We start from the raw sequence: 14,565 nt of genomic DNA, 5'->3' as shown, positions 1-14,565 counted from the left end.
GATACAGCTCAATTGAAAATGTTGGTTTAATAAACCATGTCATTGCGAGGAGGCACGACGAAGCAATCTCATAGCTATACAGATCGGACATACATTGGCTACGAGATTGCCGCGCTACGCTCGCAATGACATGCTTTTTTTAAGAGATACTTTCATCTTCCGAACACCCGTGGTGAAACACCCCGACCACAAGCTAAATGTACCCTTCCCCAATAGGTAACGTAATATTCTTATTATAAACCCAGATCAACCTTCATCGGCAAATAAAAATCAATAAATTACGGTACAAATCCCTAAGCAATTAATGTCCACCTCAACACCTGCTGATAGTCTGAATATTTCCGGTAAACATAAGCTTTCAGGCCTTGATCATTTGCGGGCTTTCGCCATTGTGTTTGTATTTTTATTTCATTACCAGTTTTATGGGCATCCAGAATGGGAGAATAAAATCGGCAGTTTCGGATGGACGGGCGTCGACTTGTTTTTTGTTTTGAGTGGATTTTTGATAGCCGGGCAACTTTTCAGTACTATAGCCAAGGGTAAAAGCATAGCTATAAAGGAGTTTTTTATCAAACGTTTTTTCAGGATCATTCCGCCATACCTTATTGTAATTGCTCTATATGCTTTTGTTCCATTTTTGCGAGAGCGGGAACATTTTGCCGCATTGTGGAAATACCTTACGTTTACCTTCAATTTTGCGCTCGACCTGCATCAAACAGGTACATTTACACATGCCTGGTCGTTATGTGTAGAAGAGCAGTTCTATTTGATACTGCCATTAACCTTTTGGTTATTCAATTATTTTAAGGCCGGTAAAAAAGCTATATATCTTATTGCCTCATTATTTATTGGCGGCTTCATGATAAGATACGCTGGCTGGCATTATTTGATTGAGCCTCAATTATTGGGAGATGGCATAGGCGCGGTATGGAACGAATTTATTTATTATCCCACCTACAACCGGCTCGATGGCTTGCTTACAGGCGTGAGCATAGCAGGTATTTATACTTTTTATCCACACATAAAGGCTAAAGCAGGCAAATACAGCCATGTATTGATGCTAACCGGTCTTGCAATTTTAATAGTTTCTTATTTTGTAGCTACACCGCAGGCCAGCTTGAGCACTACTATCTGGGGCTTTCCGTTAATTTCTGTAGGATACGGATTGGTTTTGGCTGCAGTAGTATGCCCTGGTAATATACTTTATAAACTCAAGTCAACAATTACCACGCAAATTGCTACGCTCTCTTACGGTATTTATCTCGTTCACAAGCTCATGATCCACCTTACACAAAGCCTGTTATCAGCAACGGGTATGGATAAAAACAGCAACCTTATGATGCTGTGTTGTATTATAAGTAGTGTTGCCGGGGCATTGATATTAAGATATGCTGTTGAAAAACCGTCGTTAAAACTGAGAGACAGGGTATTGCTTAAATGGCAACGTGATCATAGTTTAAACACATCGCTGGCGATTAAACCTTTGGTTGGTGTGAAAACACCGGCCAAAGGCTAACGGTAGGAAAAGTACTAACCCGTATTTCCACATTTTATTTTACTTATCTAAACTTCGCCGCCCTTTCTTTTTCCATCTTTTTTATATAGCTCTTATCTACGGCTGTAGCTTTTTCCATCCTGAATAAAAGTCGCGGAAAACCTTCCTGTGTTACAAAGCTATCGACAATTTTACATTGCAGGCGGTAGGGCTGGTCAAGGTCGCTGAAGTTGATCGTATCTTTCCAAAGTTTGATAAAACCGGCTTTGCCATTAACAAAATTGATATCGCCATAATCAAATTGATCATACATTTCTTTTCTGAAAATAGAGTTGGGCTTATATGCTTTTTTTAGTGAATCGAGCTGATGGATTATTTTGTTGGCAACAAATGTCGGGATATAAACGATTCCGCTGTCAACAAGCACATCACCACTATCGGTCGCCTCTTCATGAAGAGCAAGGATCTTTGTGGTGCAGGTATCACAAACCTTGCATTCCTGGTTCTCGAAAAAATAAGGGCGGGTAACTGCTGGCTTTGTAACAGGCATTTTAGCTTGTTTTAACTGGCAGGATGATATGGTAATTGCCAGTGATATGGCAATGAAAGCAGCTTTCATTAATTATTGGTTTTTGCTTTGCTCATAAAGCCTTTGCAGGGTTTCTTTTGACTGGCTGTATTTGAAAAACTCCGGCTTGTGTAAAATGGAGTTGAAATACAGTTCCCGCGCATGAAATTTATCGCCTGTTGATGCCAGGTTTGAAAAATGGATCAAAAGTGTATTGATCAGCATTTCCGCATTTTGTTTTTGATAAGATTCAGATTTGTTATAGCCAATGTAATCAAAGTCCGGAATATCCAGATTGGAGTAGTAGTAATATGGCTTACCGTTGAACATGGGCATCCTGGCAGAAACAGCGCTCAGCTTATCAGGTTTCTTTAAATAACTAAGCACTCTAAAACGGCCATTGGCCAGGGCATCGATGATATTATAAAAGAAAATAGCTTTTTCGGTGTCGTCCTTTAATCCCAAATCATCCAGGTTGAAATTAAAGTGGCTTAGGTCTGCTTCATTAAAATACATGCTGAGACCTTCGCGGGCAAAGTAGTAATAGTTATCAAGCAACCATCGTTCATCAATATTTTCGTTAAGTACTTTATGTGCCACAACCTCATCAGGTAATGATTTCCTGGAGGTATCAACACGGTTATAATGTATTTCTCTTATAACGTACCAAAGCTTTAATTCATCAGTGTTAGGCCTTTGGAAAATACTTTTTTGGATAGTGGAGCTGTCCTGTTTTCCGGTGGCAACCATGTTTTCAATGATATGACTCAAAATCGGCGTCTTCAGGGCTTTCGCTTTTTGGGCAAATTCGGAACCGGTACACATATTATTGTGCGAATAAAGCTCGGCTAAGGCTATCAGGTTGTTGAAGTCTTTATCAGATAGTTTTGTTTGGGCATTAACACAAATGGTTGCAAAGGATAGAAAAATCAGAAGAGTAATACGTTTCATGGGCCGGGATAAGGTTTATTAATTATCATAAAGATAACTAATGCACTCAGTTATTTCAGCACGTATTCCATTTTTTGAAGCTCATAGGTCATCTCCTGCTTTGAGCCGGAGTAGAGTTTGAAAACAGCGTTTCCTTTATCAAAAACAGTAAGTGTTAATATCCGTTGCTTACCGCCAAACCATTTTAGTTTGGTGCCGATATCGCTTTTTTTGATGACGAATAATTGTTCTTCATCTTTATAAAGCATGGTGATGATATAAGATCCGTCTTCTTCGGCTATGGAAACCAATTGCCTTAATGTTCACTTGCGCGAATCAACTACAGGGAACGGTATGATAACTATGAATATGATCACACATAAGGCACCGGTGAAGGAGTTATAGTCTTTAGCAAAGATCAATACTGCTGCTATAAAAAATACACCAATAAAAAGATTATATCTGTACTCGCGCCAAAAACGCAATGAAAACTTAATGGAGGGTGTATTGTAAAGAATGTTCGCCAACGGAAGGTAATGGGGCTTACTTATCCTTTGTTTCCGGCACTACCACATAAACATCCTCATTGGCTTTTTTCATGAGGTATTTTTCACGGGCAAATTTTTCCATTTGCTGCGGGTTGGTGGTCAATTCTTTAAGCTCTTTAGTTACCTGGTCGGTTTGGGCTTTGTAGAAATCGCGCTCAAGCCTTAGTTTTTTAACCTGCTGGTGATATTGATATTGAGTGAAAAGATCGTTCCTGTCAAAAAATATCATCCATACAACAAAAGCAACGGTAACCAGGAAGAACTTGTTCTTGAAAAGGTTTATAAGACGTTTCATTGATACCGGCTGTATGAATTTCATTTAAAGCTATTTAATTTTTTCGACGGATACAAATATGCTTATTAACTTATTAACAGGGAAATGTTTTTTGGTGAGTAGTTGATTGGGTTGATTAGGAGAGTGGTTGTTTTGTGGAGAGCGGTTTATTAGGTTGATTTAAGAGAGTGGTTGGTTTTGGGTGAATGATGATTTTAGGTAGACAAACTACTCACCTAATCAACCATTCACCCAATCAACTTAATATTTAACCTCTTTTAGCCCCACTCATACCACTGGCACCACCTGGGCGACCTGCTTCTGAACGGCTGCCGCCTGATCTTTTATTACCGCCCGGACGACCGCTACCTGCGGAACGGCTGTTGCCGCTACCGCTGCCACCAGATCTGCGGTTACCGCCACGACCACCACCGCCACCACCTTGGCCGCCGCCCGAACCACCTTTTTTAGGTGCTTCGTTTATTTTTGCTGCCATAGCCGCCGGACTAAGCGGGTAAGGGTGGCCTTCCTCAACCGGGATCTGTTTGGCTATCAGCTTGTGGATATCTTTTAAAAATTCCAGTTCTTCGGCATCGCAAAATGAAAAGGCTATGCCGTTTGCTCCTGCCCGGCCTGTACGGCCAATGCGGTGTACATAGGTTTCGGGTACGTTTGGCAGTTCATAGTTAATAACGTGGGTAAGATCATCAATATCAATACCACGGGCCGCAATATCTGTAGCTATTAACACACGGGTTGTGCGGTTTTTAAAGTTGGTTAAAGCCCTTTGCCTTGCATTTTGTGATTTATTACCGTGAATGGCTTCGGCAGTAATACCTACGCGGGTAAGGTCTTTTACTACCTTATCGGCACCATGTTTGGTGCGGGTAAACACCAGTGCGGTTTTAATTTCCTTATCTTTCAGGATATGGATCAATAATGATTTTTTATCGCCCTTATCAACATAATAAACTGCTTGTTGTATCGTATCGGCAGTTGAGGAAACCGGGGTAACTTCAACTTTTTCGGGATTGTTCAGGATGCTGTCGGCAAGGCTCTGGATCTCTTTTGGCATGGTAGCCGAAAAGAACAGTGTTTGCCTTTTGGCCGGTACCTTGGCAATGATCTTTTTAACATCGTTAACAAAACCCATATCCAGCATGCGGTCGGCCTCATCCAGTATCAGGAATTTAACATGCTCCAGGTGAACATAACGCTGGTTCATCAAATCAAGTAAACGACCGGGGGTTGCCACTAAAATATCAACGCCGCGGCGCAAAGCATCAACCTGTGGGTTTTGTGATACACCGCCAAATATTACCAGGTTTTTAAGGCCTGTATGTTTGCCATAAGCAGTAAAGCTTTCGCCAATTTGCAGGGCAAGTTCGCGGGTTGGGGTTAAAACCAAAGCTTTAATGGTTTTTTGTTCCTTATGGGCTATCCTGTCCTGGTGTAATAACTGCAATGTAGGGATAGCGAAAGCTGCGGTTTTGCCGGTGCCGGTTTGGGCGCAGCCCAATAAATCCTTGTGTTGTAATATGATTGGGATGGCTTGCGCCTGTATTGGTGTAGGAGTGGTATATCCCTCAGTTTTTAAAGCCTTGAGGATAGGCTCAATTAAATTTAAATTTTCGAATGACATTTGATCTTTGTAAAATATAGTGTGCTAACGCGAAGGCATAAGCGGATCTGAAGAGTTTGCTGGGCTCAAAACCGTAAGCGAACGGGTAATTAGCTGCAAAGATACGCTTTTTATTGTTAAGAAAACTTTAAGCCTTTATGAAGCCGTAGGGAGTACAGGCTGCAACGCATTAATATGTAAATAATTATGCCGGTGATGTCTCCGGATCTGTGGTCAGTTTCTTCCTTTTGGCATCGCGGTCTTTTTGCCACGATTCCAACAGGATAAGGCCCATACCTATCATGATAGATACATCGGCCACATTGAACACGCCCGTTTGGAAGATATGAAAATTCATATGCATAAAGTCAGTTACGCTGCCGTATAGCATCCTGTCATACAAATTACCCGCGCCGCCGGCAATAACCAGTACAATACCTATGGTAGTTAATTTACCTATAGATGGTTTAAACATGACATAAAAAACACCAAAGGCAAGCGCCAGTAAAGGCAATAATGATAACAAAATGAATTTCCAAGGGTTTTGCAGCGAATCGCCAAGGCTTAAGAAAGCGCCGGTATTTTCGGCATGAAGAATGGTGAAAAAGTTTTTGATAACAAAAATGTTATCGCTGATGTGAATATGCTCCCTAACGTAAATCTTACTAACCCTGTCAAGCCCAATGCTTACAACCAATATCAGCACTATACCCAATATCCTCAAAATCCCTTTTCTGTTCATTAGTTTATTTTAACAATTTAATATAACGTAACTGCTTTGGTTTAATTATATGGTTTTGATTGCAGGTGGCAAAGGTATAAAAATACTTGTTAGCAAGTATCTGTTTATGGAAGATCCGAATTAAGTTAGCATAATAATTTAAAAAAGCACATGTCATGCTGAGTGTTTAAATGCGTTGGACTCTGAAGGTGCAATGACATCTCCACGCCGTCATTGCGAGGCACGAAGCAATCCCCGACAGGCAGGTAAAAGGCTTTTTTCTATGGACTTACATCGTCGCGCTCTTGGCCGCGCGGGGCCAGATACTTTTGTCTTGACACAAAAGTATCCAAAAAGTCAAGTCAGCAGATAGGCTTCTTTGCGCACACCCTGTCCCGATGTCCATCGCGGAAGCCTTTGCGCTGCAAAGCGGTCAGAACCACGGGCTGCAATTATTTTGCCCTGCTGCGCTCGCACTTTCCCAATGCTTCTGCAAAAACTTGCTATGCCCCTTCCTGCGCTCAAGGCCATCATTGTTCTGCCCGCTTTCACCCGAAGCTTACCTGCTGACGAGAACATTCTTTATTTATCATGTCATGGGTAGGAACGAAGCATCTTCTTCGCCCTGTATAACGGTACTGCTTATTGAAGAAGATCCTTCGCTACCGCTCAGGATGACAATGTGCTGTGGTTTATACCTCTCTATTCAGCCAGATTGTTTAAAACAAAAAAAGCCATCTGCATAACACAGATGGCCTTTTCAGTATCAAAAATTATTTTTTAAAGTATTTGAAATCTTTACCGATGAATTTAGCGTTTGCGCCTAATTCTTCTTCGATACGTAACAATTGGTTGTATTTAGCGATCCTGTCTGAACGTGAAGCCGAACCGGTTTTGATCTGACCGCAATTTAATGCTACAGCAAGATCAGCAATGGTTGAATCTTCAGTCTCGCCAGAACGGTGGCTCATTACCGAAGTAAAGCCATTGGTTTGTGCTAAAGTAACCGCGTTGATAGTTTCGGTTAACGAACCAATCTGGTTTACTTTTACCAGGATTGAGTTTGCGATACCTTCGCTAACACCTCTTTGTAAACGTTTGGTGTTGGTTACAAACAAATCATCGCCTACTAACTGAACTTTTTTGCCGATTTTGTCGGTTAAAATTTTCCAGCCTTCCCAATCATCTTCGGCCATACCGTCTTCTATAGAGATAACAGGATATTTTTCAACTAATTCGGCAAGGTAATCAGCCTGCTCAGCGCTGGTACGGATAGCACCTTTTTCACCTTCAAATTTGGTATAATCGTATTTGCCGTCTTTGTAAAACTCAGATGCAGCACAGTCAAACGCAATGAAGATATCTTCGCCTGCTTTGTAACCAGCTTTTTCAATTGCTTTTAAAATGGTTTCAACACCATCTTCAGTACCTTCAAAAGTTGGTGCAAAACCGCCTTCGTCACCTACCGCAGTTGAAAGACCACGGTCATGTAAAATCTTTTTCAGGTTGTGGAATACTTCGGTACCCCAACGTAAAGCTTCAGAGAATGAAGGAGCGCCAACCGGCATGATCATAAATTCCTGGAAAGCGATAGGGGCATCAGAGTGTGAACCACCGTTAACGATGTTCATCATCGGGATTGGCAGCGTGTTTGCATTTACACCACCAATGTAGCGGTATAGAGGCTGGCGGCTTTCCTGTGCAGCAGCTTTAGCTACAGCTAATGATACACCTAAAATGGCGTTAGCACCAATTTTACCTTTGTTTTCAGTGCCGTCAATCTCAATCATTAAAGCGTCGATAGCATTTTGTTCAAAAACATCAATGCCTTTTAATTCAGGAGCTAAAATTTCATTTACATTTTCAACGGCCTTTAAAACGCCTTTGCCCATGTATTTTGATTTGTCATTATCGCGAAGTTCAACGGCTTCGTGAACGCCGGTTGATGCACCTGATGGTACAGCAGCGCGACCGAATGCGCCGTTTTCGGTTAAAACTTCTACCTCAATAGTAGGGTTACCGCGCGAATCTAAGATCTGGCGGGCATGCACATCAATTATTATGCTCATAGTGAATTGTCAGAGTGTGGTTTGAATGAATACTATTAATAACGGCGGCTAAGTTAATGTGTAAATAAGGAAAACGCAATTGAAATTTTGTATTTGTAACGATTATAGGCCGCTGACGGTGCGATTTAACATGAATTTAATATAGTATAGCTGATTTTTTCATAAAAAGAGAGGTCTCTGAACCGGGATTGTACAAATGAAAGGATAAATAAGCCTTGGAAATTTCTAAATTCGATTAAATGATTTAATTATCCCCCGTTGTCGTGTCCTCACGACAACATGTATGCATTGATTTAAAACAGGTCAGTTGCCGTGAGGACACGGCAACCGGGGAAGGAAAATCAATCACTTGTAGTAGGCACCTGCTCGTGTTGTCCGGTATTTTTGCGTTGTATGCGGTACATCAATATCAGCATGATATTATCCTTATCACTTTTTGCAGTGGCTGAATAATTATACTGGTTGATCCAGCCGGCCTGCAAGATCCATGATTTATCAAACTGGTAACCTAATGCGGCCGAAACCCGGTTACGCTCAAAGTTGGGAACTTTATTGTTCAGGAACACCTCATCATAAGCAGAAATGAACCAGGTTTTAGCCACAATTTTGGTATTGTTTAAGGGTACAAACACATTAAGCCTGTAGCGGAAACGGTTGCGGTAATCGCCGTTAACCCATCGCTGCTCTACGCGGTAGCGGTGCTCCAATTTTATGCGGTACAGGAACTGGTTGCTGGTGATCTGTTCCCAAAAACGGGTTTCATTAATGGTGGGGCCTTTGCCAACATCCATATAATCGTAAGTGCTGTAATGACCGGTACCTAAAAGCGCTGTGAAGTTTTTATCAATATCGTAGCTTACACCCGCCTTGGCTTCGTAGTACTGAAACTGGCTGAATACATTATTTGTACGGGTTTGAAACTCGGTATAGCCGCCCCATTTATGGGTGCTATCGCCGGGTAAAACTACAGTAACTATGCCCCATGTGCCCACCTTTGAATCCTGGGCCTTACTGTTAAATGCACATACGGTTAACAAAAGAAATGCTAAAGCTACGCTAACAGGTTTGATAATCATTGCAGGGATTGTTTATGCAAAGATATTTCCCAAATGTTATCTAAATGTTAACTTTAATATGATTAATGTTAAAATAGTGTTAAGTAAATTATTGGAGGTTATACTTTAAACGTGACTAAAGACTTACGAAGTTTTTAAAACTTCGTAAGTCCGGATTCTACAACTCTTCATAGGTAAGAAGAAAATGGGCGGCGAGGTTGACAATCCTCAAATTCCTGATTCTTGTTTCTAAAAGTCTTGCGTCTTTCCTGCTATTCCCACTTAAACGTTTTCACAGCCACAGCATAAATTCCGATAAACCAGGCAAATAATATCAGCAGCTGATGGGTAACATCGCCCAAACCCGCGCCCTCAAAAGCTACCTTGCGCATTGCGTCATTTAAATGGGTAAGCGGCAGTGCCTTGCTGATATATTGCAGCCAGGTTGGGAAAGCGGTAATAGAAAAAAATGTACCCGAAAGCAGGAATTGCGGCAGCGTAATGATGTTTGAAAGCGGCGGCACCGAGCTTTCATTTTTGGCAATGCCCGATATGGTAAAACCAAAGCCCATGAAAATGATGAGCCCTATGGCCGAGAGTATCAGCATATTAAGCACGGTTGTGACACCATGGATCAGCGTAAAGCCAAACATATAGTGGCCAACCAGTATAATGAATAATGATCCTAATAATGAAAAGGTTAGCCTGGCAATGGCTTCGCCCAAAACAATACTGTAACGCTTAACCGGCGTGGCAAAAAAGCGCTTGATAACCAGTGTTAACCTTAAACTTAGAAAAACGAAGGCTGTGCCAAAAACGCCGCTGCTCAACAATGAAAAGCCTAACTGCCCGGGCAAAATAAAGTCGATATATTTATATGGGCGACCGCTTATGGTTTCTTCTTTCAGGTCGATAAGATTTGGTACTTTAACGGTTGTGTACGACTGGATGCGGGCCAGCTCAACAGATTGGATCTTATAAAAGATATTATTCAATGCTGATTTTAGTACACTACCCTTATCGCCCGACGCCTGGCTGTATTGTACATGCACAGTCATTGATGACGGTGGTGCAAATGGTTGAAGATCAATAATAGCATCGATATTTCCTTTTGCCAGGTTTTTATTCATCTCATCGGTAGTTTGATCATTGATGAGGTGCATGATCTTGTTTTTTTTCAGCGCGGTATAAACCGGGTTGTTGGCAGATGTATCGCTGCCTTTGGCTACGCCCACATCTATCGACATACCGCCGCCGCCAATATTGGCAAAAACAATAATAAATATCAACGGGAAGGCCAGCGTAAACACCACCGCCGAAGGACTGCGTAATATCGACCGGAAACTTGCCCGGGCAATGGCCAGGGTTGCTTTTGTATTGCTGTATGGTTTGTTCATTAGTTCAATGGTTCATTAGTTTATTGGGCCTTGCTTGCTTGGTATTTACTGCCTGCTGCAAACTCAAAACTGCATACTGGCTCCCCCTTCAGGGGGCTGGGGGGCTCTATCCCTCCCGCCATTCTTTACCGGTAAGATTAATGAATACATCCTCCAGGTTGGCCAGTTTTACCTGTTTTTTACGTTCAAAGCCTGAGGCTACCAGCTCGTCGATAAAATGGTCGGGGGTATCGATGCCGATGATGTGGCCACCGTCAACAAAGGCAACACGATCGCACAGTACTTCAGCTTCATCCATATAGTGGGTAGTGATCACTACGGTGGTACCCTGGTCGCGGATCTCGCGGATCAGGTCCCAGAGGTTACGGCGGGCCTGTGGGTCGAGGCCGGTTGTGGGTTCGTCCAGAAATATGATCCTGGGGTTATTGATGAGTGTGGTAGCAATCGAAAAGCGCTGTTTTTGTCCGCCGGACAGGTCTTTATATTTAGCCTTGGCCTTATCGGTAAGGGCGACCTTTTCCAGCATCTCCATCGGACTTTTATCAATGCCATACAAGCCCGAGAACAGCACGATCAGCTCCGACAGATTGAGGTTGGGATAATAACCCGCAGCCTGTAACTGTACACCTATAAGCTTTTTGATGCTATCGGCATCGGTTTCAATATCGAAGCCATCAACTATGATGCTGCCGGATGTTTTATCACGAAGGGTTTCAATAATTTCGAGGGTGGTGGTTTTACCGGCGCCATTTGGGCCAAGCAGGCCGAAGATCTCGCCTTCATAAACTTCAAAACTAATGCCTTTAACGGCTGCAAAATCGCCATAGTTTTTTACCAGGTTGTTTACAGTGATGATAGGTTGTTTTGTCATGGGGTAAAAATGCATCACATTAATGAAATAACCATGAGTTTTTCGGTGAAATACATAATTTTTACGGTGAAATCAGGTTGGCGAGGGTTATGAAGGTTGCGCTGAGCCATCTTAGTAGAAGATCGAATATTCACAATTTATTTAAGCTCGCAAAGGCGCGAAGGCGCTAAGAAAAAACCTTTGCGTCTTCACGCCTTTGCGAGAAATAGCTTATAAAGTTTGATTTGAAATTAAATAAAGAAGATGTTAAAATATTAAATAAAAAGCCCGGATGCTTATCATCCGGGCTTGTAATATTGTTCGCAAAAGTTTAGTGGGCGTTTCGCTTCACTTTTGCGCCTTTTATGGTTTTGCTTACCGGCTCATCGTTTTTAACAATGCGGCCTTCAGCTTCTGATTGTCCCCATTTCCAGGTTACTTCATCTCCCTTTTGCATACGGTTGCCTGTTTGATGGATAACAAGCTTTGCAGGTTATTGATTTGATTAAGATGAAATAACGGCCCCTCGGGGTGCCGGGGCATTATTTTATTAAATGACCAATAGCGTGGGCAATGGATACGGCATGTTCCGCAGCTTTCATAACTAAATGGATCAATTGAATTGCAAGTAGAGTTTTCATGGCATTTATTTTGTTGTTGTTTAGTGATCCAAAATTGCGCACAAAAGGCCCCCTGCCGTTAGGTTTATTAGGCGAAGCAAGTATGGTTATCGGTGAATAGCGGTAAAATATCGGAGAAATGACAGTTAAAAACACATCTCATCGGTAAAAATTGGGGGAATAACTGGGTTTGAAAGCATATACAGATTATTCGTGTTAATACTTTTTTAACATTGATAATGTATGTTAGCCCCATGAAATCCTCCATTTACCTAAGCCTTTTATTGGTTGTTTGCATGGCATCCTGCAAAAAAGATGTTAAGCAAACACCTGTTGATCCTATACAATTAAAACTGGAAGCTCATTCGTGGGCTGATGTTACCTATAATACCTCAGGTTCTGTGATCATTAGTGGTGAATATGACCCATACCTTTCTGTAAAGCTTGATGCTAACGGGCATTATCAAATTATCAGGGAAGATATGGGCGTTTCTACGCCCGATAAACCTCAAATTGATACCCTTAGCGGTACCTATGGATATGATATATTAACAAAGTCGGTTAAGTTTTATGGTGATAAAGTAAAGCTTGTTCCTATACACCGCGCAAATACCCCAAAAACAATTTATCTCCCGGACTGGAAAATAAAAAGCTTTTCGGGTGATACTTTGCGAATTGATCTTGATTATACAGGCCTCCCATTTGAACCCGGCTTGGAAACTTACAAGATCCTGGTTAAACAATAACCTGCAGGTTTTGCCTACGACCAAAACCCTTGTGCCCTGATCTGGCTTGAGGGATACCCCTGCAGCTTTAATAACTTACGCAGTTCGCCCACCATGGTGTGGTTACCGGCAAGGTAAAATACCGAGTGCTCAAGATTATACTGCTGTTCCATTACCCACTGTATCAGGCTGTGGTGGCCGTATACATCATTGCGCTCAATTGGTTTTAGGGGCGATTTAAAATACTGCCCGAATAAGCCGCGATGATTTTGATCGGCCATGATTATGGCTCCTGAAAAGCGGGTTGCAGGTAATACCATTTGCTGTAAGGCCAGCAGGTGCCCCATGCTGCTTTCATCGCCAAGGCCAATTATTGATGGGGTGCTTGCCGGTGCGTGCCTGGTTGAGCGGATCTTTAAATAGCGTACCGTATCGTCCTTTTGCAATTGCTTAGCCCATTTACTGCCGGGACCGCTGTGGGCTGCATCAATATAAAGGGTGCAGGTACAAGTTTCGGCATCCCAGCCGGCGGGGGTATAGTCGCGGTAGGTAAGGTTGTCAACTTTTACTTTTATATAGGGTACTTCGTGCCAGTTTTGCATATCGGCCTGTGGTAAATGAAGGTCGATCTCAATCATGGTCGACGGCTCCCAGTGCCTTACTTCAAGCACCCTGCCGCTTTGTAAAAGCTGGTTTTCAAACAAACTGCCCGCCTTTCTTTTTAATTTATGAAGAGTGGATGTTTCCATGTGTATTGTTTTAATAATACAAAGAAACATTGAATTTTAGCCTGATAAAATAGTAATTTCGGGGTAAAGGTTGAATTATTTACGGTGTTTGTCCCTGAATTCGAGCGGCGTGATGGATGCCGATTTTTTAAACAACCGGGAAAAATAAGTGTGATCGTCATAGCCCAATGCATGCGCAATTTCCTTTACATTGAGGCCGCTGTAATACAATAATCTTTTGGCCTCCAGCATTACCTCCTGGGTTATCCAGTAGCTTACCGGGAAGCCGGTGGTTTTCTTTAAAACCTCGTTAAGGTATGATTCCGAAACATTAAGCATGCCCGCATATGCCGAAGGGCCTTTAACTGTACGAACGTTTCTCAGCAACAGCTTTTTAAACTGATGTGAAATTTGTGCCGGTCGTGAAAGTTGCTTTTCGGGCGTATGAATGTTACTGAAGGTGGCCGCAGCCATGCCTGCAAATGATTGTATCAGCGATTGCAAAACAGGCAAAAAGAAGGCGTTGTTATTATCCTCGTCATTCTTTTCACGCAGCAGGCAAAGGATCTGCTGGTATTGCCTCAGTTCAATATCATTAAGCTGATAAGGCTGCTGCAAAAAAAGCTGGTTTTCAAAAATGTTACGGAAGTCGGACGGAATGTGCTGTGTGTCGATAGCTACATACCAGCCGCCGGCAATCTCATTACGGATCCGGTGGTGTACTTGCCCCGGCAGTATATAGTAAAATGTGTTTTCATGAAATTGCACCTCGTTGAAATCTATCATGAGTGATGCTGTACCGCTTTCAATCAAAAAAAACAGGTAATGATCATCACGATGGGCTCCCATTGGCGCTTTTTTCGCGCCCTCTTCGCCACTTTCAAAATGTCTGATCTCAAATCCTGAATTTGTTCGTTCAATTAACTGGTGTACAGGTATATCTTTCATATTTGCCGGGTAGCTG

Annotated in this window: 15 protein-coding genes; 2 read left to right on the top strand and 13 right to left on the bottom strand. The window is 42.2% G+C overall.

The features are described from left to right. Positions 1–304 precede the first annotated feature (304 nt). Positions 305–1,516 (top strand): acyltransferase family protein, encoded by a 1,212-nt coding sequence (locus tag ACFFGT_RS15590; RefSeq protein WP_377023461.1) that lies wholly within the window; start codon positions 305–307, stop codon positions 1,514–1,516. Positions 1,517–1,559: 43 nt separating this feature from the next. Here ACFFGT_RS15590 and ACFFGT_RS15585 read toward each other — a convergent pair whose 3' ends face one another. From ACFFGT_RS15585 to ACFFGT_RS15535, 11 genes are all read right to left on the bottom strand, one after another. Then, a complete protein-coding gene (locus ACFFGT_RS15585) occupies positions 1,560–2,114 on the bottom strand; it encodes a hypothetical protein (protein ID WP_377023460.1) in 555 nt (184 codons plus the stop codon). A 3-nt stretch (positions 2,115–2,117) separates the two neighbouring features. Further along, positions 2,118–3,014, bottom strand: a complete 897-nt coding sequence (locus ACFFGT_RS15580; protein ID WP_377023459.1) for a hypothetical protein — start codon at positions 3,012–3,014, stop codon at positions 2,118–2,120. Positions 3,015–3,064: 50 nt separating this feature from the next. Beyond that, positions 3,065–3,304, bottom strand: coding sequence for a hypothetical protein (locus ACFFGT_RS15575; RefSeq protein ID WP_377023458.1), 240 nt, complete (start codon positions 3,302–3,304; stop codon positions 3,065–3,067). Positions 3,305–3,536: 232 nt separating this feature from the next. Further along, positions 3,537–3,860 carry an FtsB family cell division protein gene (locus ACFFGT_RS15570; RefSeq protein WP_377023457.1) on the bottom strand — a complete coding sequence of 108 codons (324 nt, stop codon included), beginning with the start codon at positions 3,858–3,860 and terminating at the stop codon, positions 3,537–3,539. Positions 3,861–4,083: 223 nt separating this feature from the next. Further along, positions 4,084–5,457, bottom strand: a complete 1,374-nt coding sequence (locus ACFFGT_RS15565; protein WP_377023456.1) for a DEAD/DEAH box helicase — start codon at positions 5,455–5,457, stop codon at positions 4,084–4,086. Between the two features lie 184 nt (positions 5,458–5,641). Continuing rightward, positions 5,642–6,178: a signal peptidase II gene (lspA, locus tag ACFFGT_RS15560; protein WP_377023455.1), complete on the bottom strand. Its 537-nt coding sequence runs from the start codon at positions 6,176–6,178 to the stop codon at positions 5,642–5,644. 752 nt (positions 6,179–6,930) lie between these two features. Continuing rightward, on the bottom strand, positions 6,931–8,226 hold the full coding sequence (gene eno, locus ACFFGT_RS15555) for a phosphopyruvate hydratase (protein WP_377023454.1): 1,296 nt from the start codon (positions 8,224–8,226) through the stop codon (positions 6,931–6,933). Positions 8,227–8,567: 341 nt separating this feature from the next. Next, positions 8,568–9,302, bottom strand: coding sequence for a DUF2490 domain-containing protein (locus ACFFGT_RS15550; protein ID WP_377023453.1), 735 nt, complete (start codon positions 9,300–9,302; stop codon positions 8,568–8,570). Positions 9,303–9,553: 251 nt separating this feature from the next. After that, positions 9,554–10,678 carry an ABC transporter permease gene (locus ACFFGT_RS15545; protein WP_377023452.1) on the bottom strand — a complete coding sequence of 375 codons (1,125 nt, stop codon included), beginning with the start codon at positions 10,676–10,678 and terminating at the stop codon, positions 9,554–9,556. Between the two features lie 106 nt (positions 10,679–10,784). After that, positions 10,785–11,549: an ABC transporter ATP-binding protein gene (locus ACFFGT_RS15540; protein WP_377023451.1), complete on the bottom strand. Its 765-nt coding sequence runs from the start codon at positions 11,547–11,549 to the stop codon at positions 10,785–10,787. Between the two features lie 310 nt (positions 11,550–11,859). Then, on the bottom strand, positions 11,860–11,985 hold the full coding sequence (locus ACFFGT_RS15535) for an HVA1 family protein (protein WP_377023450.1): 126 nt from the start codon (positions 11,983–11,985) through the stop codon (positions 11,860–11,862). A 417-nt stretch (positions 11,986–12,402) separates the two neighbouring features. Here ACFFGT_RS15535 and ACFFGT_RS15530 point away from each other — a divergent pair, with 417 nt between their 5' ends. After that, complete coding sequence (locus tag ACFFGT_RS15530) at positions 12,403–12,894, top strand: hypothetical protein (protein ID WP_377023449.1); 492 nt, start codon at positions 12,403–12,405, stop codon at positions 12,892–12,894. A gap of 14 nt (positions 12,895–12,908) precedes the next feature. Here the strand turns inward: ACFFGT_RS15530 and ACFFGT_RS15525 are convergent, their stop codons facing one another. Both ACFFGT_RS15525 and ACFFGT_RS15520 read right to left on the bottom strand, forming a co-directional pair. Then, on the bottom strand, positions 12,909–13,622 hold the full coding sequence (locus ACFFGT_RS15525; protein ID WP_377023448.1) for a siderophore-interacting protein: 714 nt from the start codon (positions 13,620–13,622) through the stop codon (positions 12,909–12,911). 75 nt (positions 13,623–13,697) lie between these two features. After that, the gene (locus ACFFGT_RS15520; protein WP_377023447.1) at positions 13,698–14,549 is read right to left on the bottom strand and encodes a helix-turn-helix domain-containing protein; all 852 of its coding nucleotides are present in this window, start codon (positions 14,547–14,549) and stop codon (positions 13,698–13,700) included. Positions 14,550–14,565 lie beyond the last annotated feature (16 nt).

The sequence above is a fragment of the Mucilaginibacter angelicae genome (assembly GCF_042434235.1).
Taxonomy (GTDB): Bacteria; Bacteroidota; Bacteroidia; order Sphingobacteriales; family Sphingobacteriaceae; genus Mucilaginibacter; species Mucilaginibacter angelicae.
This window is presented reverse-complemented; position numbering and strand designations above follow the sequence as displayed.